General features: G+C 61.8%; 24 protein-coding genes. 12 read left to right on the top strand and 12 right to left on the bottom strand.

Translation table 11 applies throughout. From position 1 onward, the window contains the following. Positions 1–81: 81 nt before the first annotated feature. The 3 genes from NKF25_RS17295 to NKF25_RS17285 all read left to right on the top strand — a co-directional run bounded on the left by NKF25_RS17295 (position 82) and on the right by NKF25_RS17285 (position 3,612). On the top strand, positions 82–1,413 hold the full coding sequence (locus NKF25_RS17295) for a tryptophanase (RefSeq protein WP_253227905.1): 1,332 nt from the start codon (positions 82–84) through the stop codon (positions 1,411–1,413). Between the two features lie 127 nt (positions 1,414–1,540). After that, complete coding sequence (locus tag NKF25_RS17290; RefSeq protein ID WP_253227904.1) at positions 1,541–2,923, top strand: sulfatase-like hydrolase/transferase; 1,383 nt, start codon at positions 1,541–1,543, stop codon at positions 2,921–2,923. Positions 2,924–3,057: 134 nt separating this feature from the next. Then, positions 3,058–3,612 carry a flavodoxin domain-containing protein gene (locus NKF25_RS17285; RefSeq protein ID WP_253227903.1) on the top strand — a complete coding sequence of 185 codons (555 nt, stop codon included), beginning with the start codon at positions 3,058–3,060 and terminating at the stop codon, positions 3,610–3,612. A gap of 2 nt (positions 3,613–3,614) precedes the next feature. On the opposite strand, the gene NKF25_RS17280 is transcribed toward NKF25_RS17285, so the two are convergent. Next, entirely contained in the window at positions 3,615–4,010 is a 396-nt protein-coding gene (locus tag NKF25_RS17280) for a DUF302 domain-containing protein (protein ID WP_253227902.1), read from the bottom strand. A 164-nt stretch (positions 4,011–4,174) separates the two neighbouring features. Between NKF25_RS17280 and NKF25_RS17275 the strand changes: the two genes are divergently transcribed. The 3 genes from NKF25_RS17275 (at position 4,175) to NKF25_RS17265 (ending at position 6,823) form a co-directional block, all read left to right on the top strand. Further along, positions 4,175–4,327: a hypothetical protein gene (locus NKF25_RS17275; RefSeq protein WP_253227901.1), complete on the top strand. Its 153-nt coding sequence runs from the start codon at positions 4,175–4,177 to the stop codon at positions 4,325–4,327. A 99-nt stretch (positions 4,328–4,426) separates the two neighbouring features. Further along, positions 4,427–5,533: an MBL fold metallo-hydrolase gene (locus NKF25_RS17270; protein WP_253227900.1), complete on the top strand. Its 1,107-nt coding sequence runs from the start codon at positions 4,427–4,429 to the stop codon at positions 5,531–5,533. A gap of 18 nt (positions 5,534–5,551) precedes the next feature. Next, positions 5,552–6,823, top strand: a complete 1,272-nt coding sequence (locus NKF25_RS17265) for an MFS transporter (protein WP_253227899.1) — start codon at positions 5,552–5,554, stop codon at positions 6,821–6,823. Between the two features lie 22 nt (positions 6,824–6,845). On the opposite strand, the gene NKF25_RS17260 is transcribed toward NKF25_RS17265, so the two are convergent. The 8 genes from NKF25_RS17260 to NKF25_RS17225 all read right to left on the bottom strand — a co-directional run bounded on the left by NKF25_RS17260 (position 6,846) and on the right by NKF25_RS17225 (position 16,443). Beyond that, positions 6,846–8,084, bottom strand: coding sequence for a permease (locus tag NKF25_RS17260; RefSeq protein ID WP_253227898.1), 1,239 nt, complete (start codon positions 8,082–8,084; stop codon positions 6,846–6,848). A 254-nt stretch (positions 8,085–8,338) separates the two neighbouring features. After that, on the bottom strand, positions 8,339–8,497 hold the full coding sequence (locus tag NKF25_RS17255; RefSeq protein WP_253227897.1) for a hypothetical protein: 159 nt from the start codon (positions 8,495–8,497) through the stop codon (positions 8,339–8,341). Between the two features lie 184 nt (positions 8,498–8,681). Next, positions 8,682–9,950 carry an ABC transporter substrate-binding protein gene (locus tag NKF25_RS17250; RefSeq protein WP_253227896.1) on the bottom strand — a complete coding sequence of 423 codons (1,269 nt, stop codon included), beginning with the start codon at positions 9,948–9,950 and terminating at the stop codon, positions 8,682–8,684. A 2-nt stretch (positions 9,951–9,952) separates the two neighbouring features. Beyond that, a complete protein-coding gene (locus NKF25_RS17245) occupies positions 9,953–11,161 on the bottom strand; it encodes an ABC transporter substrate-binding protein (protein ID WP_253227895.1) in 1,209 nt (402 codons plus the stop codon). Next, complete coding sequence (locus NKF25_RS17240; protein ID WP_253227894.1) at positions 11,162–12,367, bottom strand: ABC transporter substrate-binding protein; 1,206 nt, start codon at positions 12,365–12,367, stop codon at positions 11,162–11,164. It lies immediately after the preceding gene. Positions 12,368–12,442: 75 nt separating this feature from the next. Continuing rightward, complete coding sequence (locus tag NKF25_RS17235) at positions 12,443–13,363, bottom strand: FAD-dependent oxidoreductase (protein WP_253227893.1); 921 nt, start codon at positions 13,361–13,363, stop codon at positions 12,443–12,445. A gap of 132 nt (positions 13,364–13,495) precedes the next feature. Beyond that, positions 13,496–14,512, bottom strand: coding sequence for a HEAT repeat domain-containing protein (locus NKF25_RS17230; protein WP_253227892.1), 1,017 nt, complete (start codon positions 14,510–14,512; stop codon positions 13,496–13,498). An 83-nt stretch (positions 14,513–14,595) separates the two neighbouring features. Next, a complete protein-coding gene (locus NKF25_RS17225; protein ID WP_253227891.1) occupies positions 14,596–16,443 on the bottom strand; it encodes a cation:proton antiporter in 1,848 nt (615 codons plus the stop codon). Between the two features lie 288 nt (positions 16,444–16,731). Between NKF25_RS17225 and NKF25_RS17220 the strand changes: the two genes are divergently transcribed. Beyond that, positions 16,732–18,525, top strand: coding sequence for a S9 family peptidase (locus NKF25_RS17220; RefSeq protein WP_253227890.1), 1,794 nt, complete (start codon positions 16,732–16,734; stop codon positions 18,523–18,525). Between the two features lie 233 nt (positions 18,526–18,758). Further along, the gene (locus tag NKF25_RS17215) at positions 18,759–19,496 is read left to right on the top strand and encodes a type II CAAX endopeptidase family protein (protein ID WP_253227889.1); all 738 of its coding nucleotides are present in this window, start codon (positions 18,759–18,761) and stop codon (positions 19,494–19,496) included. Here the strand turns inward: NKF25_RS17215 and NKF25_RS17210 are convergent, their stop codons facing one another. Continuing rightward, entirely contained in the window at positions 19,497–19,784 is a 288-nt protein-coding gene (locus tag NKF25_RS17210) for a hypothetical protein (protein ID WP_066148437.1), read from the bottom strand. Between the two features lie 31 nt (positions 19,785–19,815). Here NKF25_RS17210 and NKF25_RS17205 point away from each other — a divergent pair, with 31 nt between their 5' ends. Beyond that, entirely contained in the window at positions 19,816–20,094 is a 279-nt protein-coding gene (locus tag NKF25_RS17205; protein ID WP_253227888.1) for a hypothetical protein, read from the top strand. A gap of 47 nt (positions 20,095–20,141) precedes the next feature. Here the strand turns inward: NKF25_RS17205 and NKF25_RS17200 are convergent, their stop codons facing one another. Next, positions 20,142–21,431, bottom strand: a complete 1,290-nt coding sequence (locus NKF25_RS17200; RefSeq protein WP_253227887.1) for an AI-2E family transporter — start codon at positions 21,429–21,431, stop codon at positions 20,142–20,144. A gap of 112 nt (positions 21,432–21,543) precedes the next feature. Further along, positions 21,544–22,374, bottom strand: a complete 831-nt coding sequence (locus NKF25_RS17195) for an NAD+ synthase (RefSeq protein ID WP_253227886.1) — start codon at positions 22,372–22,374, stop codon at positions 21,544–21,546. Positions 22,375–22,933: 559 nt separating this feature from the next. On the opposite strand from NKF25_RS17195, the gene amt reads away from it, so the two are divergent. From amt to NKF25_RS17180, 3 genes are all read left to right on the top strand, one after another. Next, positions 22,934–24,307, top strand: coding sequence for an ammonium transporter (gene amt, locus NKF25_RS17190; RefSeq protein ID WP_253227885.1), 1,374 nt, complete (start codon positions 22,934–22,936; stop codon positions 24,305–24,307). After that, entirely contained in the window at positions 24,304–24,666 is a 363-nt protein-coding gene (locus NKF25_RS17185; RefSeq protein ID WP_256487772.1) for a P-II family nitrogen regulator, read from the top strand. Before amt ends, NKF25_RS17185 begins: the two co-directional genes overlap by 4 nt. Before the next feature lie 181 nt (positions 24,667–24,847). Next, on the top strand, positions 24,848–25,960 hold the full coding sequence (locus tag NKF25_RS17180) for a Xaa-Pro peptidase family protein (RefSeq protein ID WP_253227884.1): 1,113 nt from the start codon (positions 24,848–24,850) through the stop codon (positions 25,958–25,960). Positions 25,961–25,976: the final 16 nt, after the last annotated feature.

Below are 25,976 nucleotides of genomic sequence, written 5' to 3'. Positions count from 1 at the left end.
GGGGTTTGACACCCGGATACGCCCGTTTTCCACCGATGATTTCTCAGCAGGGTTAAGAAGACGGACTCCCCCAGTTCGGATATGCGAGCCTACCGGGCCAAAGTCGTCGAACCGATTCACCTCCCCGACCGCGACGAGCGCGTCGCGAACATCGAAGCGGCGGGCTACAACGTCTTCAACCTCGACTCCCAGGACGTGTTCATCGACCTGCTGACCGACAGCGGGACGGGGACGATGAGCGATGCACAGTGGGCCGCCATGATGCGCGGCGACGAAGCGTATGCGGGCAGTGACAGTTTCAAACGCCTCCAAGAGAGCGTTTCAGACGTGATGGGATTCGACAAAATCGTCCCGGCCCATCAGGGTCGCGGCGCGGAAAACGTCCTCTACGGTGTTACCGTCTCCGAGGGCGATTACGTCCCGAACAACACCCACTTCGACACGACGCGGGCACACATCGTCAACAACGGTGGAAAACCGGTCGATTGTCCCGTGGACGTCGCGCCGGACGACCCCTTCCAGGGCAACCTCGACCCCGACAAGGTCCGCGAGTTGGCCGACGAGGTCGGCGAAGAGAACATCCCCGCGGTCCTCGTCACCATCACGAACAACTCGATGGCAGGCCAACCCGTGAGCGTCGAGAACATCCGCGAGGCGCGCGAGGTAGCCGACGAACTCGACGCGCTGCTGGTCATCGACGCCTGCCGGTTCGCGGAGAACGCGTACTTCGTCCAACAGCGCGAAGCCGAGTTCGAGGGGGAAGACGTGGCCGACATCGCCCGCGAGGAACTCTCCTACGCGGATGCAATCGTCATGAGCGGGAAGAAGGACGCGCTCGCCAACATCGGCGGGTTCGTCGGCGTGCGCGACGACGACCTGTTCGAACACGCGAAACAGCGCGGCATCCTCTACGAAGGGTTCACGACCTACGGCGGGCTTGCCGGACGCGACCTGGAGGCCATGGCGGTCGGTCTTCGTGAAGCGGTCACCCAACCCTACATCGAGTCGCGCGTCGAGCAGGTCGCCGAACTCGGCGACCTGCTCCTCGAAGCGGACGTTCCGATTTACAGTCCCACCGGCGGCCACGCGGTGTACGTGGATGCGGAGGAGTTCCTGCCGGAAATCCCGCGCGAGCAGTATCCCGGACAGGTTCTCGTCGGCGAACTGTACCGCGAGGGCGGCGTTCGCGCCGTCGAACTCGGCGAGTTCGCGTTCCCCGGCGAGGACCGCCCGCAACTCGTCCGGCTCTGTCTCCCCCGCCGGACCTACTTCCGCGAGCATCTGGAGCACATCGCCGAAACCTTCGAAGCGGTCGGCGAGAAGCGCGAAGAACTCTCGGGCTTGGAAATCGTCTGGGAACCGCCGATGGAGGAACTGCGTCACTTCAGCGCGGAACTCGAACCCGTCGAATAGGGAACCATTGGCTGCCACGTCTCACGAGTCCTATCGTGAAATATAGCGGCAATAGAGTTGCCGTCTCGCAAGCTATTTGACCGCGCTACCGAATTCTCACGTAGCGAACCATCACTCACCGCGACAGATGAACACGAACGACATTCCCATTACCGTCCTGTTCACCGTCGATTCGCTTCGAGCGGACGCCCTGCCGAAGGACGGCGAGATTGCCGACCTCGAACGACGGGGTACCACATTCAAAAACGCCTTCGCACACGGCAACTGGACGCCGTTTTCCTTCCCCTCGATTCTCGGCGGTGACCACGTTTTCACCGATTCGAGCGACATCGGGCTTTCCGATCGACCGACGCTCGCCGAAACGCTTCGGGACGCCGGAATTCCGACTGCGGGGTTCAACGGCGCGAACGGATTCCTGACCGACCATTGGGGCTACGACCGTGGCTTCGAGGCGTTCGAGACGTTCACGTCGAGCACGACCGACTCGTTTTACAGCAAATACCTCACCGCCCATCCGACCGTTCAGGCGTGGCTTCAAGTCGCGGCGTCGCCGTTCCGGCGACTGCTCGGCGGCGACGGCGGGGCACGAAACGTCTCCCGGATGCAAGACGTGGAGCGTCACGCCATCGACTTCATCGAGCGCGCGGAACCGCCCTTTTTCCTCTGGGTGCATTACATGGACGTTCACACCCCGTACGTCCCCGCCCCGAAGTTCGTCCGCGACGAAACCGGGGTCAACGTCGGGTCGCTGAAGATGCTCAAGGCACACGCCCAGGCAGGACTCGGCCGGGAGGTCAGCGGCGAGACCCTCGATAACCTCCAGTCGCTCTACCGCGCCGCGATTCGGCAGGTCGACGAGAGCGTCGGGCGCGTCCTCTCGGCGCTCTCGAAGCGGGGGCTACGGGACGATGCGTTCCTCGTCTTCGCGGGCGACCACGGCGAGGAGTTCATGGAACACGGCCACCTCGCTCACTACCCGAAACTGTACGAGGAACTGATACACGTCCCGCTCCTCGTCTCGCATCCCGTCGGCGACGCCGATGCCGTCGAGCGTGCCGTCGGTCTCGACGCGATTCCGCCGACGATTTGCGACGCGATGGGCGTCGAACACGACTTCGACGGCGAGAGTTTGCTGGACCGGAAATCGGACTCCACGCCGGTTACGTCCGTTGCCGTTCGCGGGGCGAACGTCACGTATCAGCCGATTCCGCGACGATTGGACGACGGCGAACTACTCGTGAGCGCCAGGACTCGGGAGTGGACGTACATCTACCACACGGAATCCGAAAAACGCGAACTGTACGACCGGATCGACGACCCGGAAGAGTCGAACGACCTGCTCTCCGGCGACGAGAATATCGCGGTCCCCGAGGGCCTTCACGAGGCCGTCGAGGAACGAATCGCCGCGATGGTGTCCGAGGGGACCGCCGACGAGAATCGAAGCGACGAGGGCGGGGACGCCCCGCCCGAGGAGATAACGGACAGGCTGAAAGCACTCGGGTATCAGTAGAACCCGATCATAGCGCCCGGCCATACGGTTTACGACGGCGGCGGACGACATGACATGGGGGAATGGGAGATGCAATCGGGAATGGGATTTCTCGTCGCCGTGGACGCGACGGATTCGAACGGGAGGAGTCAGTAATGGCACGCGTACTCGTGTTGTACGGTACGTCCGAAGGACAGACCGCGACGGTCGCGGAGCGAATCGGCGACGTGCTCGAAGCGGCGGGCCACGACCCGACCGTCACGCACGTCCTGTACCGACCCGAGACGCTCCGACTCGCGGACTACGACGCGATCATTATCGGCGCGTCGGTTCACGGCGGGAAACACCAGCGGTACGTCACGCGCTACGTGAAAAAACAGGTGGACGAGTTGAACCGACTGCCGTCCGCGTTCTTCTCCGTGAGCCTCACCGCCGCCGAAGACACCGACGAGGCGCGGGACCGCGCCCGTCGAGAAGTCGCGGCGTTCCTCGCGGAGACGGGGTGGAACCCGGACGAAACCGCCGTCGTCCCGGGGGCGCTCAAATACAGACAGTACGGCACGCTCAAGCGGTTCGTCATGAAACAGGTCGCGAAACGGACGAGCGTCGACAGCGACACGTCGCGGGAGTACGAGTACACGGACTGGAAGGACGTCGAAAGCTTCACGACCGACTTCGTCGGGTCGTTTGAGAAGTCGTCCGCGAGGTAATTTTACTCGTCGGAAAGCGACGCCAGCACGCGGTCGAACCGACTTTTGACGTCGTCGGCGATGCCATCCAGTTCCGGACTGTCCACGACCGAGAGCATCGTTTCGGGGTCAACCATGCTGACCACCACGCCGTCGTCCGTCTCGTAGACGACGACGTTGCAGGGGAGCAGGGTGCCGAGGTCGGATTCGGCGTCGAGTCCCTGCTTCGCCAGCGGCGGGTTGCACGCGCCGAGAATTCGGTAGTTCGGGTAGTCCTCGATGTCCAGTTTCTTCGCGAACGCCTCGCTCACGTCGATGTCCGAGAGGATGCCGAACCCCTCGTCGGCCAGCGCGTCGGTCGTTCGCTCGACGACCTCGTCGAATTCGCCGTCCACTTGCCGCTTTTCGTAGTACGTCATCGGCTTTCCCTACGGCGTCGGGGATGTTAGTAGTTGAGGTTTCGGTCAGAGTGTCTTGCAATGATGGAACAATACAAGTGGCTGCAGCACCTATCTTCACCCGTGGCGTTCGTCGCCCTATCCGTCGAAACGACTACGGCGACGAACGTCGATAACGGAGAACCATGAACCAGCGAACCGATTCCGGCGACGCGTGTACGATCGACGACGGGCCGAACTGTCGCACGTCCCCCGTCGAACAGTACGCTCTGTTCGTGAAACGAATCGCACGAAAAGTACGGAAAATCGTCGGTTCGAACCCGGAACGGGAGCGGTAAAGTCGTCTTTTCAGCGGTTGCTCGGCCTCGAATAGCCAAAGCGGGCAACGAACGTGGAAACCCACAGGTTTATCAATACTGTATTTCATAGTATTGTGTATGTCGAGCAATACCGATATCAGCCCGACGGAAGTCGCTGCACGGCTCCGAGACGGTGATAACGACCTGTACGTCCTCGACGTTCGAAACGAGGACGACTACGAGGAGTGGAACATCGATGGAAGCCACAACGTCCCCGTCTACGACCAACTATCCGGCGGGAACACCATCGGACTCGAACAGTCGCTCGATGACGTCCCCGACGACGCGGAAGTCGCGACCGTCTGTGTCGCTGGCGTCATCTCACAGCGGGCCGCACAGGTGCTCCGAAACAACGGCTACGACGCCAAATCGATGCAAGGTGGCATGCGTGGCTGGGCGATGGTGTATCAGGCCTACGACGTGACGGACTCGGACGCCGTCACACAGATCGTCCGTCCCGGTACCGGCTGTCTTTCGTACCTCGTCGCGGACGGCGGCGAAGCGCTCGTCGTCGACCCAGGCCAGCACACCGAAGTGTATCAGAACCTCGCCGACACGCGTGACCTCGACATCGTCGCCGTCGCGGATACGCACGCTCACGCCGACCACATCAGCGGCGGGCGTGACCTCGCCGCAGCGGAGGACGTTCCGTACTATCTCCACGATACGGACGCCCGCGAACTCGACCGGTACACCGCGGTCGAAGACGGTGACGTGATTTCGGTCGGAAGCTACGACGTCGAAATCCTGTTCACGCCGGGGCACACCCGTGGAAGCATTTCCTTCCTCGTCGGTGACGCCCTTCTGAGCGGTGACACGCTGTTCGTTCGAAGCGTCGGCCGACCCGACCTCGAAGGCGGGAGCGATGTCGCCCGTGAGGGCGCGACGCTCCTTTTCGACAGTTTGGATCGACTCGCCGACCTCTCGGACGACACCGTCGTCCTCCCCGGACACTTCAGCGACGAGGAGATACGACCGCTCGGCGCGACCATCGAACACCTCGAAGCGAACAACGAACTGTTCGGCATGGACACGAAGTCGGCGTTCGTCGAGACGATCCTCGAAGACCTGCCGGACACGCCCGCGAACTACAACCGAATCAAGCGCGTGAACACCGGCAAAGAACGAGCTACGGCGGAAGCTGAAACGCTCGAACTCGGCCCCAACAACTGCGCGTCGAACTGATCTCGAATCTCCCTTCGAATGAACTACACACAGGGTATCCGACGCAACTGGCGGCAGTTCGCCCTTCAGTTGTTCGTCGTGTTCGCCGTCGGACTCACCATCGGGTCGGAACGGACCGTCGTTCCGGTCCTCGGCCGCGACGTTCTCGGCGTCGAGTCGCTCCTCGTCATCGGGTCGTTCGTCGTCAGTTTCGGCTTCGTCAAAGCGATTCTGAACCTCTACGGCGGCAAGTGGGCCGAGGAGTTCGGTCGTCGGCGCGTGCTCATCGCCGGATGGCTCGTGGCGCTGCCGATTCCGTTCGTCCTCATCTACGCGCCCAACTGGTGGTGGATAACCGGAGCGAACGTGCTACTGGGTGTGAACCAAGGCCTCACGTGGAGCATGAGCGTCAACGCCAAGATCGACCTCGCGGGAAGCGAGGCACGCGGACTCGCGGTGGGGTTGGACGAGGCGTTCGGCTACGGCGGCGTCGCGGTCGGGTCGTGGGTTACCGGGGTCGTCGCGGCACGATACGGACTCCGACCCGAACCGTTCTACGGCCTGCTCGGCGTCGTCATTCTCGCCGGCCTCGTTTCCGTCCTCTTCGTGGAGGAAACGCTCCCGTACGCACGGGCCGAGTCCGACGGGAACGAGACGGACGCCGACTTGTCGTTTTCCGAGGTCGTCAAACGAGCGACGTACGGTGATCAGACGCTGTTCGCGGCGGCACAGGCGGGCAGCGTGGAGAAGTTCGTCGACGTTCTCGTCTGGATCGCGTTTCCACTGTATCTCTCCGCGTCCGGCCTCGGCGTCGCCCATATCGGTCTCGTCGTCGGCGTCTACGGCGGCGTCTGGGGAGTACTCCAACTGTGGACCGGCCGACTCGCCGATAAAATCGGGCGTCGGCCGCCGGTCGTCGCCGGAATGTTCGTCGCCGGTGCGGGCGTGCTGGCGACCACTCTCGTCTCCGGATTTTCGTCGTGGGTCGTCACGGCGGGCGTGACGGGCGTCGGGATGGCGTTGTTGTATCCCAACCTCATCACGGTCGTCGGCGATGCCGCACATCCGTCGTGGCGAGCGACCGGACTCGGCGTGTATCGGATGTGGCGCGATGCCGGATACGGGTTTGGAGCGGTCGTCATCGGAATCACGGCCGACGTGTTCTCCATCCACGACGCGTTCTACGTGACGGCATACGCGATGTTCATTTCCGGGGTCATCGTTCTCGTCTCGATGCGCGAGACACACCCGACGCTCGGCGAGTACGAACGGCCGCGAACCGCCGAGCGGAACTCGGTTTCTGACGAGTAAACGAAAAACGTGAGAACGGATTTCAGTCCGCGTGGGCGGCCATCTCTTCTTCCCCTTCGCCGCTCGATTCGAAGTAGGTGACGTACAACTGCGCGGCGAAGACGACGGTGAAAATCACGTCGAGCACCGTCGTGTAGGCGTGCGGGACCGATCCGCCCGTCGCGTTGTGCTTCGGAATCAATCCACCGGCGGCCCACGCGTAGTGGGTGACGATACCGGCCACGGTCGCTACGACGAAGATGGAGACGAACAGCACCGCCGCCAGCCGTTTGCCGTAGTATTTCCGGTACATGTCCACGATGTTCGGGACGATGAGGTCGGCGTAGATGAACGACATGACGCCGCCGAACGGGATGCCCGCGTTCCACAGCACGAGCGCGAAGGGGACGTTCGCCACCGAGCAGACGAACGTGATGATGCCCACGAGGACGCCGATGGCCGACCCGAGGACCACCCACCCGACGGTTCCCTCCGGAACGAGCGTGAACAACTGTGCCCACCACGCTCTGGGGATGAACGCCGCGAGGAGCGAGGCGACGATGAACCCGACGACCAGGTCGTCCCACAGCATCTGCCACTCGCCGATGGCGTTCCGGAAGGCGTTCTTCCACCCCGAGACGGTGAGCAGTTTGTCCTTCCACGTCGCGTCCTCCTGCTGATTGACGAACGTCTCCTTGCAGGATTGTGAACAGAAGTACTCCGTCCCTCCCTCCGTCTCGACGCTGAGCGTGCTCTCGTCGTTCGGGTCCACCTCCATGCCACAGACGGGGTCACGGACAGTACCGCTCTCCTCCTCGTCCGACCGAACGTGATCGCGGGCCGCGTCGAACCACGAGTCCGGGACGACGTACTTCGTGATGGCGGCGAGCAACAGGATCATCAGAATCCCGCCGAACACGTCGGCGGCGACGAACTGCCACCCGAGCAGGATCCACATCACCAGTCCGATTTCGATGACGAGGTTCGTGCTGGCGAACTGAAACCCGGCGAACGAGGCTTCCGGCGATGCACCCTTTTTGAACAGCGATTTCGTGGTCGCGACGGCCCCGAACGAGCAACTGGAGGAGATCATCCCGAAGAAACTCCCGATGGTGATCTCCCGCAATCCACGCCCCCCCAGCAGGTTCGTCATCCGCTCTTCGCTTACGAACGCCTGTACCGCTCCCGAAATCGTGAATCCGAGGACGAGCGCCCACCACGTTTTCCACGTCATCTCCCCGAAGAACGTGGCGGCGTCGGTCAGACTCCCTGCGATGTTCATGGAAACTAGTACGGCATCGAGGTTTTCTACAGTTGTGGCTAAAGGGGAAAATCCTCTGGCGTCCCGTTTCGCCCGACTAATGGCCTGCGCCAGCCGCTGTAACGCCGAATTCGATCGGAATGGCCATTACCGAGCTGGCTTTCGAAACTCCATCTCCACCTCGAACTAATATCCTTCGATTAAAAGACGGCCGTTCCTTTCTTTCTGAGATGATACCGTGCTCTCGTATCGCTGTGAGTCGTCGTTCCGACGACTCACTGGCGTATTTCCATGCTCGTGTTCGCCATCAGCCACTGGGTGTCCGAATCGTCGGGGTTCCGTAACTCGACCCAGCCGTTGTCACAGAACAACATCTCGTACTCGGCGTCCGACGATGGTGCATTTTCCGTCGTCTCGTTGTCCTCGACGGACATCTCACGCGCCCCCACTGGCCGCGTGCAGGTCGGATACGATGCTGAATCGGCCGCGATCGTGAGCTTGGAACATGATTTCCTCGTCTCTTTCGGCGACCGATTCGTCCTTTGTTATGCGGCGCGATACCCGAAGTAAAGGGTGCCTACCGTCGATAGATCGTCCCTTCGAACGGGGTCGTCGGAATCAGTTACCGCCCGTGACGATGTCCGACACTCGCCCACGGTCGAACAGTTGTTCGTCCGCCGGAATTTCGGGATAGGGGTCCCCGTTCGTGTATCCGGGCCACTCGCCGAACTGCTCGGGATACAGCTGTTTCGCCGTCATCTCCAACTGGAAGAGGTTCATAAGCGGACCCTGAACCGGGTTTCCGGACGGATAGACGGCGTCGTTTTTGACGGCCGTGAGCTTGCTCCCGATCGGATCGTCTTCGAACTGCGTCCGGATTTTCTCCACGTTGTAGTACGAAGCGATTCCGTACCGATGCAGGATGACGTCGGGATCGACCTTCAGCATCGTTTCGTAGTCGTACGAGGTTTGGAACGTCACGTCGCTCTCCGCGAACGCGTCCGTCGCGCCGAGCGGTCTGACGTGAGCGTTTGCGAACCCGGCCGTGTTGATCTTCGACGGGTAGAACGTCCCCTGCATGAAGATCACGGAACCGACGGTGGGTCGCTCGTCCTTCGGCGGCAGGTTCGACTGTATCCTGTCGACGAGGTCGTCGTGAACCGCCGCGAGTTTCGCGTGGCGTTCCTCTTCCCGGAAGACGGCCGCGACCTTCTCCGCGATTTCCCACAGCGTGTAGTACTGGTAGTCGTCCCGGTACGCCTTCGGCGGTTGGCTGTTCCGACGGCTGTAGTTGTTGCCGAACCACGGTGCGACGTTCTTTTGAATCTCCTCGATATCGGATTTCTCCCACCCCTTGAACGAGACCACGAGCGCCGGGTCGATCATGTGGAGGTCGGAATCGAGCTTGTAGAACAGCTCCTTGTCGATGTTGACGCCTCCCGACCCGCTGTTGAGTTGGGTCAACCCGTCCCGGTCGAAGGAGACGTCGTCGAGGCGCTCGTAGTACGCGTCCAGCGTGTTTCCACCGGCCTCGGAGTCGAAGCCGAGGGAGTTCACCGCGTCGCCGTGTCCGTACGCCACCGCCGCGTCGGCGTACAGTAGGCTGTAGATCATCACGTTCTCCGGGACGCTCTCGAACTCGACCTCGCCGACCGGCGACATCGTCACCGAGTACGGCCCGTCATCGCCGCTTTGGTCCGTCGTTTTGCCCGTCTCGCTCGTTCCGTCCGTGGAACTCGTCTCTCCGGTCGAGGTGTTCTCCGACGTCTGTTCGCCTTCGCTGCTCGAACAGCCCGCTAGCACGCCGCCGGTGACGACTGCGCCGCCGTATTTCAGGTACTGCCTTCGTGTCGGTACGCCGATCCTACTGTTATTGCTGTCTGTCATGTTCAAAACGCTCCGTTGACGATATCTCTCACTCGTTGTCTATCGAACAGTTTCTCGTCTGCGCCGAATTCGTCCGGATACACCTGCTTGACCGTCCGTTCGGTGTTGAACAGGTTGAGAAGCGGTCCCGCCTGTGGCGGTCCGCCGGGGTAGACGGCGTCGTCTTTGACGGCCGTGAGTTTCCTCCCGACGGCGTGGTCTCGCATGGGTTCGACGTAGGTACGACGCCACTCGTCGGTCCCGCGGAGTTCGGTCGAATCCATCGCCGACGGAATCTGTGCGTCGTAGATGAGCACGTCGGGGTCCACGTCCAGCAGCGTCTCGTATCCGACCGTCGGATACTCCCCGGCTTGGACGTCCATCGACGCCCACGCGTCCTCGAAATCGGCATCGCGGTAGTGCATCTGCCGGAAGCCCTCCTCTCTGAGTTGAATGAGCTGAAACGATCCCTTCGAGGGGTTCGACCCGACGAAGAGGACGCCGACGGTCGGCCGGTCGCTCTCGGCGGGCAATCGGCCCTCGATGTCGTCGAGCATCCCCGCGTGTAACTGCCGGAACTGTTCCCCGCGGCCCTGCTCGCGGAACACTTCGGCAACCTTGTCGAAGAGATCGTACAGCGACGGCATGTAGTCGCTGTTCCAGTCGTATGGCCGGGCACCGTACGCGCCGAAGAACGGGCCGACGTTCTTCGACACCTCCTCGATGTCCTTCTTCGACATGCCGTACGCCTGCAGGTAGTTCGGGTCGGCGAAGTGCACGTCGGAGTCCGCTTCGTAGAACACCTCCTTGTCGAAGCCGCCGTCCTGCCAGATGACGGGAATTTCGTCGGGATCCACGTCGATGGATATTCCCGTCGCTTCGAACGCCACGGCCGGGAACAACCCGAACCCGGTGGCGACGAGTCCGTCCAGTTGCCCGAGCGCGATGCCCATATCGAGGTACGCGGGACCGCCGGGGTTCGACCAGCGCACGGGCACCGACTCGAATTCGACCGCCCCGACTGGCTCCATCGTGACCGTGTACGACCCGTCGGAATCGGTCGTTTTCACCGTTTCAGCGTCGGACCCGTCCGTCGATTCGCTCGTCGTCTTCGTTTTCCCGTCTTCGGGGGTCGAATCGCTCGTACACCCCGCCAACAGTCCGCCGCCGATGACGACGCCGCCGTATTTGACGTACTCGCGTCGCGTCGATCCGTCGCTCCCGTCGCGCATTCAGAACTCTCCCTTGATGATGTCTGCAACCCGCTGACGGTCGAACAGTTGTTCGTCGTTCGTTACCTCGCCGAACGTATCGGGATACAGTTGTTTCGCCGCGCGCTCGGTCAGGAAGAGGTTCTGAATCGGTCCCTGAAACAGGTAGCCGCCGCGATAGACCCGCCCGTTCTTCACGGCGGTTAGTTTGCTCGCAACGGGGTGGTTCCGCATGAATTCGAGGACCGTGTTCCGGAATTCGGTCGCTGACTGGCGCTCGTGAGCGCGCAGTAGTATCATGTCGGGGTCGATTTCGAGCATCGTCTCGTAGTCGATCCGCCCGCGGTCGGTGGTGCTGATGCCGTCGATTCCAGTACTGGAGAGCGCGTCGCTGACGCCGAGATCGTGCCACTGCTTCTTGCTGGTCCCCTTGTCGTTGAGCCGATACGGCGAGAACTTCACTGGTTCGTTGCTCCCTTCGTACACGAGCAACACGTTCGGACGCTCGTCGGCCGGTGGGAGTTTGGCTTGAATATCGGCGATAAACTCGTCGTGGAGCTTTTCGAACGCCTCGTACCGTTCCCGTTCCTGGAAGAGTTCGGCTATCTTTTCGAACGCCTCGTAGAGGGTGTAGTACCGATAGTCGTGCCACTCGTCCTCGCGGCGGAAAATCACGTTTCCGACGAACGGTCCGACCTTCGTCGTGATCTCTTCGACGTCCTTCTCGCTCCAGTCGAACCAGTTGACGAGCATCTCCGGGTCCATGACGTGCACGTCGTTGTCGAGTTCGTAGAACAGTTCTTTGGACATCCCGGCTTTGCCGAAATCGTTCTTTTCGAGCGTCTTTCGGTCGACGCTCACGCCGGGCAGTTCGTCGTAGACGCCCGTGTAGTACCGGTCCGGACTACCGATACCCGTCATCCCATCGGCCTTCCCCAGCGCGACGCCCATGTCCGCATAGCCGCCGTCGTATGCGACCCATCGACCGGGAACCGACTCGAACGTGACCTTCCCGGTCGGTGCCATCGAAACCGAATAGGACTCGTTCTCCGTCTCCGTCGACCCGTCGGACGACTTCGATGTGGTCGTCGTTTGCGTCGTGGATGATGCTTCCGTTTCCGTTTTGTTTGCACATCCCGCCAACAACCCGCCGCCGATGACGACGCCACCGTACTTGACGTAGTCGCGTCGTGTCGGCATTTCGTGGCTTCCACCGTCTCTTGCCATGTTTTTAGGCTAGCCTAATAACTGATAACTACTTCGATTTTTTAGGCTAGCCTAAAAGACGTTGTGAAAGAAACGTCACTCCGCTCGTCCGTCGCTTCCCTCGGCTCCACGTTCGTCCCTGATTTCGCGGGCGGCATCGAGGATGAGTTCGTCGTCGATGTGTTCGAGGAGGGTTTCGTGTCCCTGCCGACGCCGCCGTTCAATCTCTTCGTCGGGCAGATACGCGTCGAACCGCCGGTCGATTTCCCGCTCGCGGAGTTCGGTTCGTCCGTCCTCGTCGAGGTCGTAGTCGTCGGGTACCTGCTCGGCGAACCATTCACGCCATCGGTCACGGTCGCTCCACTCGCCGGTTCTCCCCGCCTCGCGTCGTATCCAATCGTACTGGCTTGCGATCGTTTCGGGGTAGCCGCGTTCCTCCCGAACGTCTTCGAGGAGCGTGATACCGACGCGTGCACCGCGTCCGGCGGCCATGAGCGTCTGTCGATCCGCCGCCTCCGCGGGTGCCGCGACGTACAACCCATCGATTTGCGTCGTCCCATCGTCCTCGGCGTACGACCTGTCGAATTTTTCGTACTCGTCGCCGCCGTACTCGTACGTCTTGAACATCGACCCGTCGTCCAGCGATGAGAGATACTCGCCGCCGTAGCGGGTCGCGGCGACCACTCTGTCCGTCGTGACCCGGCGTCCGTCTTGCGTTTCGACGACGAACCCGTCTTCCCCTTCCTCGACTAACTCCACCGATTCGACCAAATCGGATACGAGTTCACACCCCGCTTTCTCGACGTGGTCGTGCATCAACTCGTAGAACGTTTGGATGTCGATACCCCCCGGAAATCCGAGGTAGTTCTCCAGATGGCCGCACCGTCGGAGCGAGGACTTGCCGCGGTCGAACACCACGACGTCGAGTCCGTATCGTGCGGCGAACACGCCGACGGCACTACCCGTCGGGCCGCCGCCGACGACGACGACGTCGTAGCTGTCCTCGGTCGCCGTCATCGATGATCACCGTATCGGACCCTCTGCAGTCCCATTCGTGAGATATCGTCGTTTCTCCCGTTTCGAGCCATGTTTTTAGGCTCGCCTAAAACAGTAAAGCGTTTTCGGATTCCGAGATGTCCCTCGTTCCGCTCACCAGGGCATCCCACAACCGGGGCACAACGGTGGCCCCGCGTCCGGGAGTGCGAGTCCACAGTTCGGGCACACGTTCTCCTCGTCGGGCGACGTGAGTTCGTCGAGGGCCTCCTCGGTCGTCTCGCGGATCCCATCGAGTGTCCCGATTTCGCCGTTCGCTTCGTCGGCCGCCTCGGGGTCATCGATCGCATCGAGCGCGAACACCGCTCTCTCGCGGACGAACTCCGCTCCGTCCTCGCATCGGGCCTCCAACAGCGAGGTCGTTTCCGGCGAAAACGACCCCTCCTCCGTGCGTGTGAACAACCCCAGCGCTTCGGCGGCACGCCCCTGAACGTAGTCGCATTCGTCGTTCAACCGCAGCGTGAGCGCGTCGGTTGCCTCCCCGATTTTTTCGGGTTTCGCACAGCCGACAGCCACCAGCGCCGTGCAGAGATGGTAGCGGACGAGTTCGTCGTCGTCATCGAGGTGGTCGGTGAGCTTCGAGACGCGATGGGCGAGCCGATTCGGATCGCCGAGCGAGACGTGTTCGAGCGCTTTCGCCAGCTTCCGCTTTACTTCCGGCTCGTCGAACGACAGCCCGACCTGCAGATCGGCCATCAGCTCGGGCGACGTGACCGAATTTGGATGGTCGAGGGCGACGTAACCGAGCGCCTCGGCTGAGCGAGCGCGAACGTAGTAGAACTCCTCGTCGTCCGCGAGCCGTTCGGCGAGCGCTGGCGCGACCAGCGCGACGGCGTCGGGTTCGTGTTTCGCGACGGCGACGAACGTCTTCGCCGTCGTCAACCGAACCGACCGCTCCGCGTCCGTGAGGAATCGAACGAGCGCCGGGACGACCGGTGCCAGCGCGTCGGGCGTCTCCTCGCCGACGCGTTGGAGTTCCTGTGACAGCCCTCTTCGGTCGTCGGCCGGTGCCGTTTCGAACCGCTTCAGGCAGGCAGTCACGTCGTCGTACGCCCGTGCGTCGAGCAGTTCGCTCACTTCCTCGACGGTCGGTGGCTGGGATACGTCCTCCATTTTCTCCGTGTCACCTGTAGCGTCTCACGGAGACACCAAAAATACGCGGGACGATGGGTCGATCCGAATCCGACCGATTCCGACTACTCCAACATGGCGACGCTCCGTTCGACCGCTTCCCGCTTTCCGATAAGTGTCACCACGTCTCCCTCTCGAATCCTCAGGGTCGGTTTCGGGACGATGAATTCGTCGTCGCGGCGGAACAGTGCGATGACGGCGTCGTTCTCTAGTTCGATTTGTTGTATCTGTTCGCCGACGGCCGCGTCCGACTTGACGACGACCTCCGCGATTTCGTTCTCGTCGCCGACCGCCGACAGCCACTCGTAGAAGTTCGGCCGGAGGATCAGATCGTCCATCATGTCTACCGTCGCCGTGACCGGCGTCACCGGCTGAACGCCGAGGTCGGAGAAGGCATCCGCGTTCTCGAGTTTGTTCACCTGTGCGATGAGCCGGTCGATGCCGAACCGCGTTCGTGCCGTCTGGCAGGCGAGGATGTTCTGGTCGTCGTCGCTCGTCGCGGCGATGACCATCTTCGCGCGGTCACCCCCCGCCTCTTCGAGCACGGCCGCGTCCGTTCCGTTGCCGCGAACCACCGAGTAGCCGTCCGACCGCAACTCGTTGATAACCGCATCGTCGCGTTCGATGATGACGGCGTTTTCGCCGCGTTTGTCCAACCTGTCTGCCAGCGCCCGTCCGATTCGGCTCCCGCCGATGATGAGTACGGTCATGGGTATGATGTCGAGTGCTTTGGCCGCGAGCGGCGCGCCGCCTGCCTCCACGACGACGGTCACCAAAATCACGAGGAAGACGACGTGAACGACGCTCTTCGCGTTCGGCACCCCCGCGTTGGCGAGTTGTAGCGAGAACAGCGTCGCGGTCGAAGCGGGGATGATCCCGCGCGGGCCGACGGCGGCAATGAACGTGCGTTCGTTCCACGTGAACTGCGTCCCGGTCGTCGAGAGAAACACCGCTAGCGGGCGAATCACGACCATCGCCAAAACCACGACGATGAGACCGCCCACCCCGAGCGTGAGGAGATGCCGGAAGTCCAGCAGCGACGCGAGGATGATGTACACCACGCTCAACACGATGGTCGTGACATCGCCGCTGAATCCCGCTATCTCCCGCTCGAACGGGATATCCACGGTGCCCAGAATCAGGCCCGCGACCGCCACGGTCACGATGCCCGCTTCCGACGCTAACGCGTCCGCGATGGCGTAGGAAATCAGCGCCGTCCCGATGACGGTGATCCGCGAGTTCTGTGGAGACAGGCTCAGGTATCGAAGGACGTATCCCGCCAGCAAGGCCGTGATGATCCCGATGAGAACGCCGGTTCCGATTCTCGATACGAAATCCACGATGACGTCCGCGCCCATGTGCCCCCCGAACGGGTCGGGATGGTAGCCCAACGCGGCCACGCTGAAGATGACCGCGCCCAACACGGAGGCGGTCACGTCGTTGATAACGCCTTCCGTCTCCAGTAGCGTCTTGACGCCCTCTCGAACCTCGATTTGATTCAACACGGGCGTGATGACGGTCGGTCCGGTCGCCACGAGCAGCGCGGCGATGAGACACGAGAGGTTCCACTGGAGGCCGAGAAGATAGTGGACGAGACCGCAGAGGGAGACGAACGTCAGTGCCGCCCCGCCCGTCACCAGTTTCAGCGTCGATTTCGGCGCGTCACGAATATTCGACGCGGACAGCGTGAACGCCCCTTCGAAGATGATGATGGCGACCGCCAGCGAGACGATAGTCGAGAGCGAGTCGTCGAACAGCGTCGGGTCGATGAGTCCAACCCCTGCCGGTCCGAACAGGATGCCGAAACCCAGCAGAAACACCACGTTCGGAATCTCGTACCGGTCCGCGAGCAGTTTCGACGCCGCTCCGAGCGCGATTATCGACGCCGACACGAGGAGCAGATCCGATGACATTGGCTGGATGGACTTCGCTGATGGGTTCTCGCATCAATTGAACGTCATGAATCACGATAGGTCTTGCTCCGACGTTCGTGGTGAGGAGCTGGATCTGAAGTCGGGTTTGCTGTAATCGTAGCTACAGGAGCGCTGACTTCGAACGTCCTCAGCCGCTTGCGACGAACGAGTTTGATTCTGTTGGGATTGCAACGACTACAATCACGAAACTTCCGGACACGTCCGCTTCGACCCATCAAAACTACCGTGAGCCGAATCCTTTTCTCGTCCCTCTTCGCACGCTATAGCATGCCAACCACGCCGTATCCGCTCACGCGCTATCTCGGTATCGACTCGGCCAGTTCCCCGACCATCGCGGTCGATGGGACGCTCGTCTTCCTCGCCGACACGACGGGGACGCCGCAGGTCTGGTCGCTCGACGATCCGGATTCGTTCCCGAAACGACTGACGAGCCACGACGAGCGAGTCTCGTTCGTCTCGGCGTCGCCCTCGCGTCCGGAGGTCGTCTTCGGCATGGACACCGGGAGCGACGAACACGACCAACTGTACCGCTACGACCTCGAAACGGGGACCGAAACGCCGCTGACGGCGACCCCGGAAGCCATCCACCAGTGGGGCGGCTTTAGTCCGGATGGCGAACGAATCGCGTTCACGGCCAACCGCCGCGAGGGATCGACGTTCGACGTGTACGTGCAGGGCCGCGACGACGAATCGGCCACGCTCGTTCACGAAGGGGCGGGCGGCTTTCTGACGGTCGAAGCATGGGGCGAACCCGGTCTCGTCCTCTCGAAGGCGAACGCCAGTTTCGATCAGAACTTGTTCCTGCTCGATCCCGAAACCGGGGAGCATCGGCGACTTACCGACGACACCGACGCGCAGCACCACAGCGCGCGGTTCGACGCCGACGGGAACTGCTACTGCGTGACGAACCACGATTTCGACACGACCGTCATCGCCCGACTGGACCTCGACGATGGAACTCTCACGACGGTCGAGGAGGGCGGCGAATGGGACGTTTCTCACTTCTCGCTCCACGGTGGAACGGGTCGAGTCGTCTGGGCGCGCAACGTGGACGGCTACTCGGAGGTGCACGCGGGCAAACTGGACGCCGAGGCCGATGTGATCGAGCGAACGGCGACGCCTCACTTCCCCGATGGCGTGCTCTTCGGTGCGGGATTCGGCCCCGACGGTGAGCAGTGCGCGCTCACGTTGAGTCGGAGCGACGACCCGCAGAACGTTTTCGTCCTCGATCCGGAGGCCGGAAGCGTCTCGCAGTGGACCGACTTCGGCACGCTCGGCATCCCACGCGACACGTTCCTCGAACCCGAAACGGTTCGGTTCGAATCGTTCGACGGGCGTGAGATTCCGGCGTACTGGACGCTCCCGCCGAACGCCGAACCCGGTAACACGCCCGTCATCGTGGACATCCACGGTGGTCCGCAGCACCAGCGTCAGCCGTGGTTTTACCCGACCAAGCAGTACTTCCTCCAGCAGGGGTACGCGGTTCTCGAACCCAACGTCCGTGGCTCGTCGGGCTACGGCGAGGCCTACGCCCATCTGGACGACGAGGAAAAGCGCATGGACTCTGTGGCCGACATCGAGGCCGGTGTCGAATGGCTCCACGCGCAGGACGCCGTCGATCCCGACCGAATCGTCGCCTACGGCCGCTCCTACGGCGGGTTCATGGTCCTCGCGGCGATCACGGAGTACCCGGACCGCTGGGCCGCCGCCGTCGAGTTCGTCGGCATCGCCGACTTCGAGACCTTCCTCGAAAACACGGGCGAGTGGCGACGGAGTCACCGCGAACAGGAGTACGGCTCGCTGGACGACCCCGAACTCCTCGAACGGATCAGTCCGATTCACGATGCCGAGAAGATCGACTGCCCGCTGTTCATCCAACACGGCGCGAACGACCCCCGCGTCCCCGTCGGCGAAGCCGAGCAAATCGCCGCGAAAGTCCGCGAGCAGGGCCTCCCCGTCGAAACCTGTATCTTCGAGGACGAGGGGCACCACACCACCTCCCGCGAAAACCTCGTGGAGGAGTTCGAGCGGATTTCGGCCTTCTTGGACGAACACGTGTAGATCGAATTGCTGTATCGGGACGGCTACCTATTTTCATATCATCGCTCTCACCGTTTTGATTCCAACCGCGATTCGCACTCTCTCAACCGATTCCCGCCGTTTTCGTTCCCGGGTTACTGGCAGTATTTCTACACAACAACCAGTACCCTGCGAGTAAACATACGAGGCGGAGGATTTGGGGTGAACGGGAAAATTACGACAGCGACCGGCGCGAATCTCGATGAGGCGAGCGAATGAGCGCGATCTGGAACCCGAAGACTCGGGCGACGTTTACCGCAGTCGGATTGGGATTTGGAGGGTACGCGTTCGCGGTCATCGTCGTCCTGTTCACGGCGATTCTGTTTTCCGCGGCCGGTATCGCCCTGCTCTCCCGACCGACGTTGCTCGTCGCGGTTTCGATCGTCATGGGACAGGGCGTTTCCTTCGGTCTGTTCGCACTGGCGTATCTCCACTACACGGGACGCGGCCTCGGCTACGTCCACGCACGAATTCCGACGCTCTCGGACCTCGGGTGGACGGTCGGCGGATTCGCCGTCTTCTACGGCGGTCTCATCGTGGTGTCGCTCGTGCTCACGACCTTCGGGATTCAGTCGGCACAGAACGAACTGGCGGCCATCGGGGAACGCGACCCGAACGTGTTCTTGCTCCTGATTCCGCTCTCGTTCCTGCTCATCGGTCCCGGCGAAGAACTGCTGTATCGCGGGGTGGTCCAGGGGCGTCTCCGGGAGTCGTTCGGACGGTGGCCCGCCATCGCGCTGGCGAGTCTGATCTTCGCGCTCGTCCACTTCTTCTCGTTGCAGGGTGCGGGAAAACTCGTCTATCTCGCCATCCTGCTCGTGCTCTCGCCGGTCCTCGGTGCGGCATACGAGTACACGCAAAACCTCGTCGTCTCGGCGCTGATCCACGGCGCGTTCAACGCGATTCAGTTCGCGCTCGCCTATCTGATGGTGACCGGTCAACTCAACCCGTAGTCACTGATTCTCGCTTCCCTGCCAGCGAACGACGAGAAATTCGGTGTAGCCTCCGTAGGCGATTTCGAGCGACCCGACCCACCAGTTCCACTTCTCGGGGAGGGACATGTCGTCCGGTGCGTCCTCCAGATGACCGACGATGGCAGATGCGGTGAGTTCGATGCCCGCGTGTTTCCGATACCGGCCCGAATCGGACAGGTCGCGGGCTTCCCGGACGACGACCCTGCGTGCACCTTCCGGTGCGTCGAATCGCTCGCGTAGCCGTCGGTCGAGTTCGCTCGGGTTCATTTTTAATATCGTTCCGTGCATCGATTCACCCATGCCCACGGTCTTCGCGGTAGACGAATACGAGGCACAGGACTACGACGCGGTGCTCGTGCAGGAAAACGCGGTCGTCTGTATTAATGCTGACCCACCGCTGGCCCGCGTCATCCCGTTCCAGAAGGTGAATCACGTCGATTCGGACCCCGAACTGCTCCTCACGGATTCCGAGGTGCCGGATTCGTTCTTCGGCGGTGCCGAGTACGCGTTCGTCGAGGTCGATAAGTTCGACCGAATTCAGCGCCATCTGGAGGACATCGATAAGGAGCAGTACTGATCATCGGGTTTCGTTCCCGAAGATTTCCCATCTCCACCTTTCGTCCCTCACGTGGGACTCGTAGTGTCGTCCTCGTCACGGTGACTCTCGTCCGGGAGGTTGGTCGCGTCGTCCTCGGTCCCGTTCCCCGATTCCGTTTTGCCATCCGATTCCGCTTCGTCGTCCGATTCCACTTCATCGTCCGATTTCGTTTCACTCTCGTCGGTCCGTGGCTCCCTGCTTTCGGCCGGTTTTCCCGTCGCGTGCCGTTTCGGAAGCGGTTCTCCCTGTATCAAATCGGGGAGGACGACGCGATTGAACTGGATGAGCAAGACGAGCAACAACGGCCCGAAAAACAGCCCATACCAGCCGAACAGCAACGGCCCGAAGATGTACGCGAACAGCATCAACCCGACGTGTAATTCCCGTCCCGTGATATACGGTCGGATGACCGTTTCCGCCACGAGATCGATGACGATGATGAACAGCGCGACGAACGCCACCGGGAACCAGATGGTTCGAATCCCGGTATCGAGCGATTTGACGAGGAGGTAGGCCGCGATAGGCACGTAAATCAACTTCACCCCGACGATCGGAACGAGGCTAGCGATTCCGGTGAGCAAGCCGAGTAGCGTCGGAAGCGGCACCGCGAGTCCCGGCGGTGCGAAGACGTTGGCGAGGTTGTACACCACGGCGGCGGCGAGGCCGACGACGAAGGCGTTCAGGATGTTGCCGAAGTACACCGTTTGCAGGCTTCGGTCCACCGCAGCGAGGTAGCTGTACGCCGTGCTCCGCTCGCCGCCGATGTCGCGCACGAACCAGCGGACGAGTTTGTCGTCGTCCCGGAGCAGGTAGAAGGCGAACGCGAGCGCGACGAACAACTGGAGGAGCGCGGTTCCGAACGCTGCCGCCACGTCGACAGCCGTCTTGAGCAGTTCTGGCCCGCCCAGTCGCATGATCTCCCCTTGGCTCTGTTGGAGGAGATGGATGATTCGCTGTGGATGGACCGTCAGCGATGAGAGGTCGAAATATGGCCGGAGCACGCCTTCATACCCCTTCAACGATTCGCCAGCGATCGACGCCACCTCGACCGCGCTCACGGCGACGGCGTAGGAGATGAGCACGACGACGGGAAGTGCGACTGCTATCAGCGACGCGAACGCGGTCAGTCCCGGATGGCCGAGTCGGTGTTCGAGACGGTTGTATATCGGCCGCGTCGCGTAGTACATGAACAGGCCGAGTACGAACGTCCCCTCGAACGAGTAGAAGACGAACAGAACGATGATCGCAAGGACGACGCCGACCACCCACCACGCGAGACGAGACCGCTCCATCGGCAGCGCTGTATCGTCAGCCATCTGCGTTCGGGTCCCCACCCATACAGCCCTTACGTGGTCCGTGATTATATCGCTCGGGGTAAAATCGATGACCTCCCTCGAATCCCGATCAGTCCGTCGGCACGGGAGGTCGTTATTCGGTGACTTCCCTGCCCGGCGTGGCTGGCAGACGGCGTTTGTGATGGGTTTCGAGGTGTCTGTTGACGACTTCCCAGACCGTCTCTATCGGAATGTCGAGTTCCTCCGCGACCGTTTCCGCCCGGTAGCGTCTGTCCACGACGTAGTGGAGGACCGCGTCGATTCGCTCGTAGGACGCACCCAGTTCCTCTTTGTCGGTCTGCTCGGCCCACAGCCCCGCCGTCGAGGGCTTTTCGACGATCCGCCGGGGGAGTCCGACGTACCGGGCGAGCGCGCGTACTTCCGTCTTGTAGAGGTTCGCTAACGGGAGGAGGTCACACCCACCGTCTCCGTGTTTCGTGAAGTAACCGAGCAGTTGCTCCGACCGATTGCCGGTTCCGAGCACGAGTTTGGATTGAGTGTTTGCCGCGTAGTACGTGCTGGTCATCCGGAGGCGTGCGATGGCGTTACCGAGCGCTTGCACTCGACCGTCGCGCTCGGCGTCGCCGCTTATCAGTTCTTCGAACCCACGAATGAGCGGTTGGAGGTGGATCTCCTCGTAGTCGATGTCGAGCGCCTCGGCCACGGTCAGGGCATCGTGACTCCCCGCTTCGGCGGTCAAGTTACAGGGGAGTAGGAGTCCGAACACGCGGTCGGAGCCGAGCGCCTCGACCGCGAGGTACGCGGCCAACGTCGAATCGACGCCGCCGCTCATTCCGACGACGACGCCCTCGGCCCCCGACCGTTCGACGTACTCCTCGATGAAGAGCGTGAGTTGCTGATATGTCGCAGAGACGTTTTTCTCGTCGGTCAGCATCTCTGCTGGGGGAAGGTAGGACGTCGTCACGTTCCCATCCCCCCCACATCACACGGGCGACGGTTCGCACTGCCGAACGAACTAGAACAACAAAGGGGGCAATTCGGGCGATATTTAACCACGTTTGTATTTCTGCTCACGAAATAACGAAACAATACGGCAGTATAAAACACTTCTTGTGTGCCAATCCATATTTTCGGATCCTGTAATAGGACCTTTAATCACGCCGCTTGTGCACGGTGAACATATGTAATTATGCACAGTGAAGTACGTTCACTGATAGCGCGCAGCTCGAATTCTCGGCCTCGGACATGTCAATTTATAATGTTTACATCCGTCCGATTTTGATTCCACATACATCCTATTTCTGTACGCTTTACAACCTTATATGGAATATATTCGATTGTAAAGTGGCTGTTCGTCAACAATGGTTTGATTAATTGGACGTTTGTAAACGATCAATTTTATATCCTTATGAATCACGACTCTATACCGTGACTTGGATTACGAACGCAGTCAAAATGGGTGAAAAGGCAAACAATCTTGTTATCGATACCCCTCCAACGGGGTTCGAGGAGTGTGACGGCTGATGGTTGACATCGGCACTGTCGCGGACGGAGTCAACAACGTCTGGATACTCACCGTCTCGTTCCTCATCTTCTTCATGCAACCCGGGTTCGCCATGCTGGAGGCTGGACAGGTTCGGGCGAAGAACGTCGCGAACGTCCTCATGAAGAACTTGATGGACTGGTCGCTCGGCGTTCTCATCTACTTCCTCATCGGGTCCGGCATCGCGGCCATCGCCGCGACGTTCCTGGCTCCCGGTGGACTTTCGCTGGCCGGTGCGTTCTCCTACGTCAACAGCCCGGATTCGTGGATCGGTTGGCTGTTCGGCGCGGTGTTCGCCATGACGGCGGCGACCATCGTCAGTGGGGCAGTCGCGGAACGCCTGCAGTTCAAGGCGTACCTGTTCTACTCCATCGCCCTGACGGCGGTCATCTACCCCGTTATTCAGGGATTCGCGTGGTCCGACGCCGGTCTGCTGACTGCCAGCGGATTCCTCGGTCAGGCGGTCGGTTCGATCTACGGTATCGCGGACGGCGTCGGGTACATGGACTTCGCGGGCGCAACCGTGGTTCACATGCTCGGTGGCATCGCGGGGCTCGTGGGCGCGTACATGGTCGGACCTCGCCGCGGACGGTTCGACAAGGAGGGCAACAGCGTCCCCATCCCCGGCCACTCGCTGACGCTCGTGATGCTCGGGACGTTCATCCTCGCGTTCGGCTGGTACGGCTTCAACGTCGGAACGCAGGCGACCGTCCTCGATGCGTCGAGCGGGACGCTGACGTTCACGGGTGCCGCGCTCGGCCGCGTCGCGTTGAACACCACCCTCGGCATGGGTGCGGGTGCCGTCGCCGCGGCAATCGCGACGACCTTTCTCGAAGGTAAACCCGACCCGCTGTTCACGGCGAACGGTTTGCTCGCCGGTCTCGTGGCCGTCACGGGTGCAGTCCCCCACGTCACGTGGTTCGGCGGAATCGCCCTCGGTGCCATCGCGGGCGTGCAGGTGCCCCTCGTCTACCGCTGGGTCGTCGACACGCTCAAAGTCGATGACGTGTGTGGCGTGTTCTGTGTCCACGGAAGCGCGGGTGCGATCGGTACGTTGTTGATTCCCGTGTTCGCCGTCTCCGGTTTCTCGCTCGCACAGTTCACGATGCAGACGGTCGGTATCTTGACCATCGCGATCTGGACGCTCGTCACCTCCTACCTCGTGTTCAAGCTCGCGGAAGTCACCGTGGGCCTGCGCGTGGACGAGGAGGACGAACACACCGGTCTGGACAGCTCCGAACACGGCATCGTGGCCTACCCCGAGTTCGTCGAATCGTTCGACGAAACCGGCGGTGGCTCGCCGACGGGAGCGACGGATGGTCACGCCATCGCGGACGGAGGTGAACACAAATGAGCGCCGCAGCCGACTCCGGAATCGAGATGGTCGTCGCGATAATTCGTCCCGACCGATTGGCGGACGTAAAGCGTGCGCTCGTGGAAGCCGGTGCGCCCAGTCTGACCGTCACGAACGTCTCGGGGCGTGGCAGTCAACCGGCCACCAAGAGCCAGTGGCGCGGCGAGGAGTACGTCGTCGACCTCCACCAGAAGGTCAAAATCGAGTGCGTCGTCGCGGACACGCCCGCCGAGGACGTCGTGGAAGCGATCCGTGAAGCGGCTCACACCGGCGAACCCGGCGACGGAAAGATATTCGTCCTTCCCGTCCTCGACGCCTGTCAGGTCAGAACCGGGAATCGCGGAATCGACGCAGTGTAGGTTCGGATCGTCTGTCGGTTCGGAACGTCGCTTCGAAGCGACGTTCGGCGATTTATTCAGCAACCTTGTCCCGGTCTTCGTTATTCGTTTTTCGCCGCCGTCCTCGTTTCCAGCGGACGCTTCCCTTTCGGAATTGCCCCGGAGCACCAACTTTTACGCTTCGGGTTCCGATATTCGAGACATGACGGACGCTTTCGCGGAACGAACCCGCCGGTGTCAGCAGCGATTGGATGCGGCCGACGCCGATGCCCTCGTCCTTTTCCCGAGCACGAACCTGTTTTACCTCTCCGGCTTCCGGGAACATCCCGGCGAACGACACCTGCTCCTGTTCGTCCCGAAGGATGACGACCCCGTTTTCGTCGTCCCCGACATGTACGGCGAGCAGATAGCCGACGAGTCGTGGATTTCCGACGTACGAACGTGGAGCGACGGCGACGACCCGCTCTCGCTCGTGGGATCGGTCGCCGACGAGTTCGACCTCCACGGCGGCCACCTCCTCGTGGACGACCGGATGTGGGCGTTGTTCACCCAAGGCCTCCGGCGTACTCTCCCCGACGCGACGTTCGGACTGGCCAGCGAGGCGATCGACTCCCTCAGAATGCGGAAGGACGAAACCGAAATCGAAGCGCTACGAACGGCCGGCGAAGTCGCGGACCGAGCCAGCGTCGAAATCCGGGAACTTGGCGAGGACGCCATCGGGATGACGGAGTCCGAACTGGCCGCCGAAATCGAAGCCCGCCTGTCCGACGCGGGGGGCGACGAACTCGCCTTCGACACCATCGTCGGTTCCGGTCCGAACGGCGCGAAACCACACCACGGCCACGGTGACCGCGAAATCGGCTCCGGCGACCCCGTCGTCCTCGACTTCGGCGCGTTCGTCGGCGGCTACCCCGGCGACCAGACCCGAACCGTGGTGTTCGCGGGCGACCCGCCCGAAGGGTACGAAGAGGTACACCGGGCCGTCCTCGAAGCCGAACAGGCGGGTGTCGACGCCGCCGAACCCGGCGTCACCGCCGAATCCGTGGACCGTGCCGCCCGCGAGGTCATCGAATCCTACGGCTACGGCGAGGAGTTCATCCATCGCACCGGCCACGGGGTCGGGTTGGACGTACACGAGGGGCCGTACATCGTGGAGGGCAACGACCTCGAACTCGAACCCGGAATGGTGTTCAGCGTCGAACCCGGCATCTACCTCCCCGGCGAGTTCGGCGTCCGAATCGAGGACTTGGTCGTCATCACCGAGGACGGCTGTGAGCGCCTGAACGACTCGCCCCGGACGTGGCAGTCGCTGTAAGGTAGAATCTAGCGCG

The sequence above is a fragment of the Haladaptatus sp. AB643 genome, from assembly GCF_024136975.1.
GTDB lineage: Archaea > Halobacteriota > Halobacteria > Halobacteriales > Haladaptataceae > Haladaptatus.
Note: the sequence above shows the minus strand (reverse complement) of the source record. Positions and strands in the feature narration are given on the sequence as shown.

Excerpts from the sequence above, each read along its gene's own strand:
- NKF25_RS17240 (WP_253227894.1), bottom strand. The coding sequence starts at position 12,367 with ATGGCAAGAGACGGTGGAAGCCACGAAATGCCGACACGACGCGACTAC.
- NKF25_RS17210 (WP_066148437.1), bottom strand. The coding sequence starts at position 19,784 with ATGAACCCGAGCGAACTCGACCGACGGCTACGCGAGCGATTCGACGCA.
- NKF25_RS17260 (WP_253227898.1), bottom strand. The coding sequence starts at position 8,084 with ATGAACATCGCAGGGAGTCTGACCGACGCCGCCACGTTCTTCGGGGAG.
- NKF25_RS17245 (WP_253227895.1), bottom strand. The coding sequence starts at position 11,161 with ATGCGCGACGGGAGCGACGGATCGACGCGACGCGAGTACGTCAAATAC.
- NKF25_RS17275 (WP_253227901.1), top strand. The coding sequence starts at position 4,175 with ATGAACCAGCGAACCGATTCCGGCGACGCGTGTACGATCGACGACGGG.
- NKF25_RS17235 (WP_253227893.1), bottom strand. The coding sequence starts at position 13,363 with ATGACGGCGACCGAGGACAGCTACGACGTCGTCGTCGTCGGCGGCGGC.
- NKF25_RS17280 (WP_253227902.1), bottom strand. The coding sequence starts at position 4,010 with ATGACGTACTACGAAAAGCGGCAAGTGGACGGCGAATTCGACGAGGTC.
- NKF25_RS17255 (WP_253227897.1), bottom strand. The coding sequence starts at position 8,497 with ATGTCCGTCGAGGACAACGAGACGACGGAAAATGCACCATCGTCGGAC.
- NKF25_RS17270 (WP_253227900.1), top strand. The coding sequence starts at position 4,427 with ATGTCGAGCAATACCGATATCAGCCCGACGGAAGTCGCTGCACGGCTC.
- NKF25_RS17180 (WP_253227884.1), top strand. The coding sequence starts at position 24,848 with ATGACGGACGCTTTCGCGGAACGAACCCGCCGGTGTCAGCAGCGATTG.
- NKF25_RS17215 (WP_253227889.1), top strand. The coding sequence starts at position 18,759 with ATGAGCGCGATCTGGAACCCGAAGACTCGGGCGACGTTTACCGCAGTC.
- NKF25_RS17225 (WP_253227891.1), bottom strand. The coding sequence starts at position 16,443 with ATGTCATCGGATCTGCTCCTCGTGTCGGCGTCGATAATCGCGCTCGGA.
- NKF25_RS17185 (WP_256487772.1), top strand. The coding sequence starts at position 24,304 with ATGAGCGCCGCAGCCGACTCCGGAATCGAGATGGTCGTCGCGATAATT.
- NKF25_RS17285 (WP_253227903.1), top strand. The coding sequence starts at position 3,058 with ATGGCACGCGTACTCGTGTTGTACGGTACGTCCGAAGGACAGACCGCG.
- NKF25_RS17230 (WP_253227892.1), bottom strand. The coding sequence starts at position 14,512 with ATGGAGGACGTATCCCAGCCACCGACCGTCGAGGAAGTGAGCGAACTG.
- NKF25_RS17205 (WP_253227888.1), top strand. The coding sequence starts at position 19,816 with ATGCCCACGGTCTTCGCGGTAGACGAATACGAGGCACAGGACTACGAC.
- NKF25_RS17250 (WP_253227896.1), bottom strand. The coding sequence starts at position 9,950 with ATGACAGACAGCAATAACAGTAGGATCGGCGTACCGACACGAAGGCAG.
- NKF25_RS17200 (WP_253227887.1), bottom strand. The coding sequence starts at position 21,431 with ATGGCTGACGATACAGCGCTGCCGATGGAGCGGTCTCGTCTCGCGTGG.
- NKF25_RS17295 (WP_253227905.1), top strand. The coding sequence starts at position 82 with ATGCGAGCCTACCGGGCCAAAGTCGTCGAACCGATTCACCTCCCCGAC.
- NKF25_RS17290 (WP_253227904.1), top strand. The coding sequence starts at position 1,541 with ATGAACACGAACGACATTCCCATTACCGTCCTGTTCACCGTCGATTCG.
- NKF25_RS17265 (WP_253227899.1), top strand. The coding sequence starts at position 5,552 with ATGAACTACACACAGGGTATCCGACGCAACTGGCGGCAGTTCGCCCTT.
- NKF25_RS17220 (WP_253227890.1), top strand. The coding sequence starts at position 16,732 with ATGCCAACCACGCCGTATCCGCTCACGCGCTATCTCGGTATCGACTCG.
- amt (WP_253227885.1), top strand. The coding sequence starts at position 22,934 with ATGGTTGACATCGGCACTGTCGCGGACGGAGTCAACAACGTCTGGATA.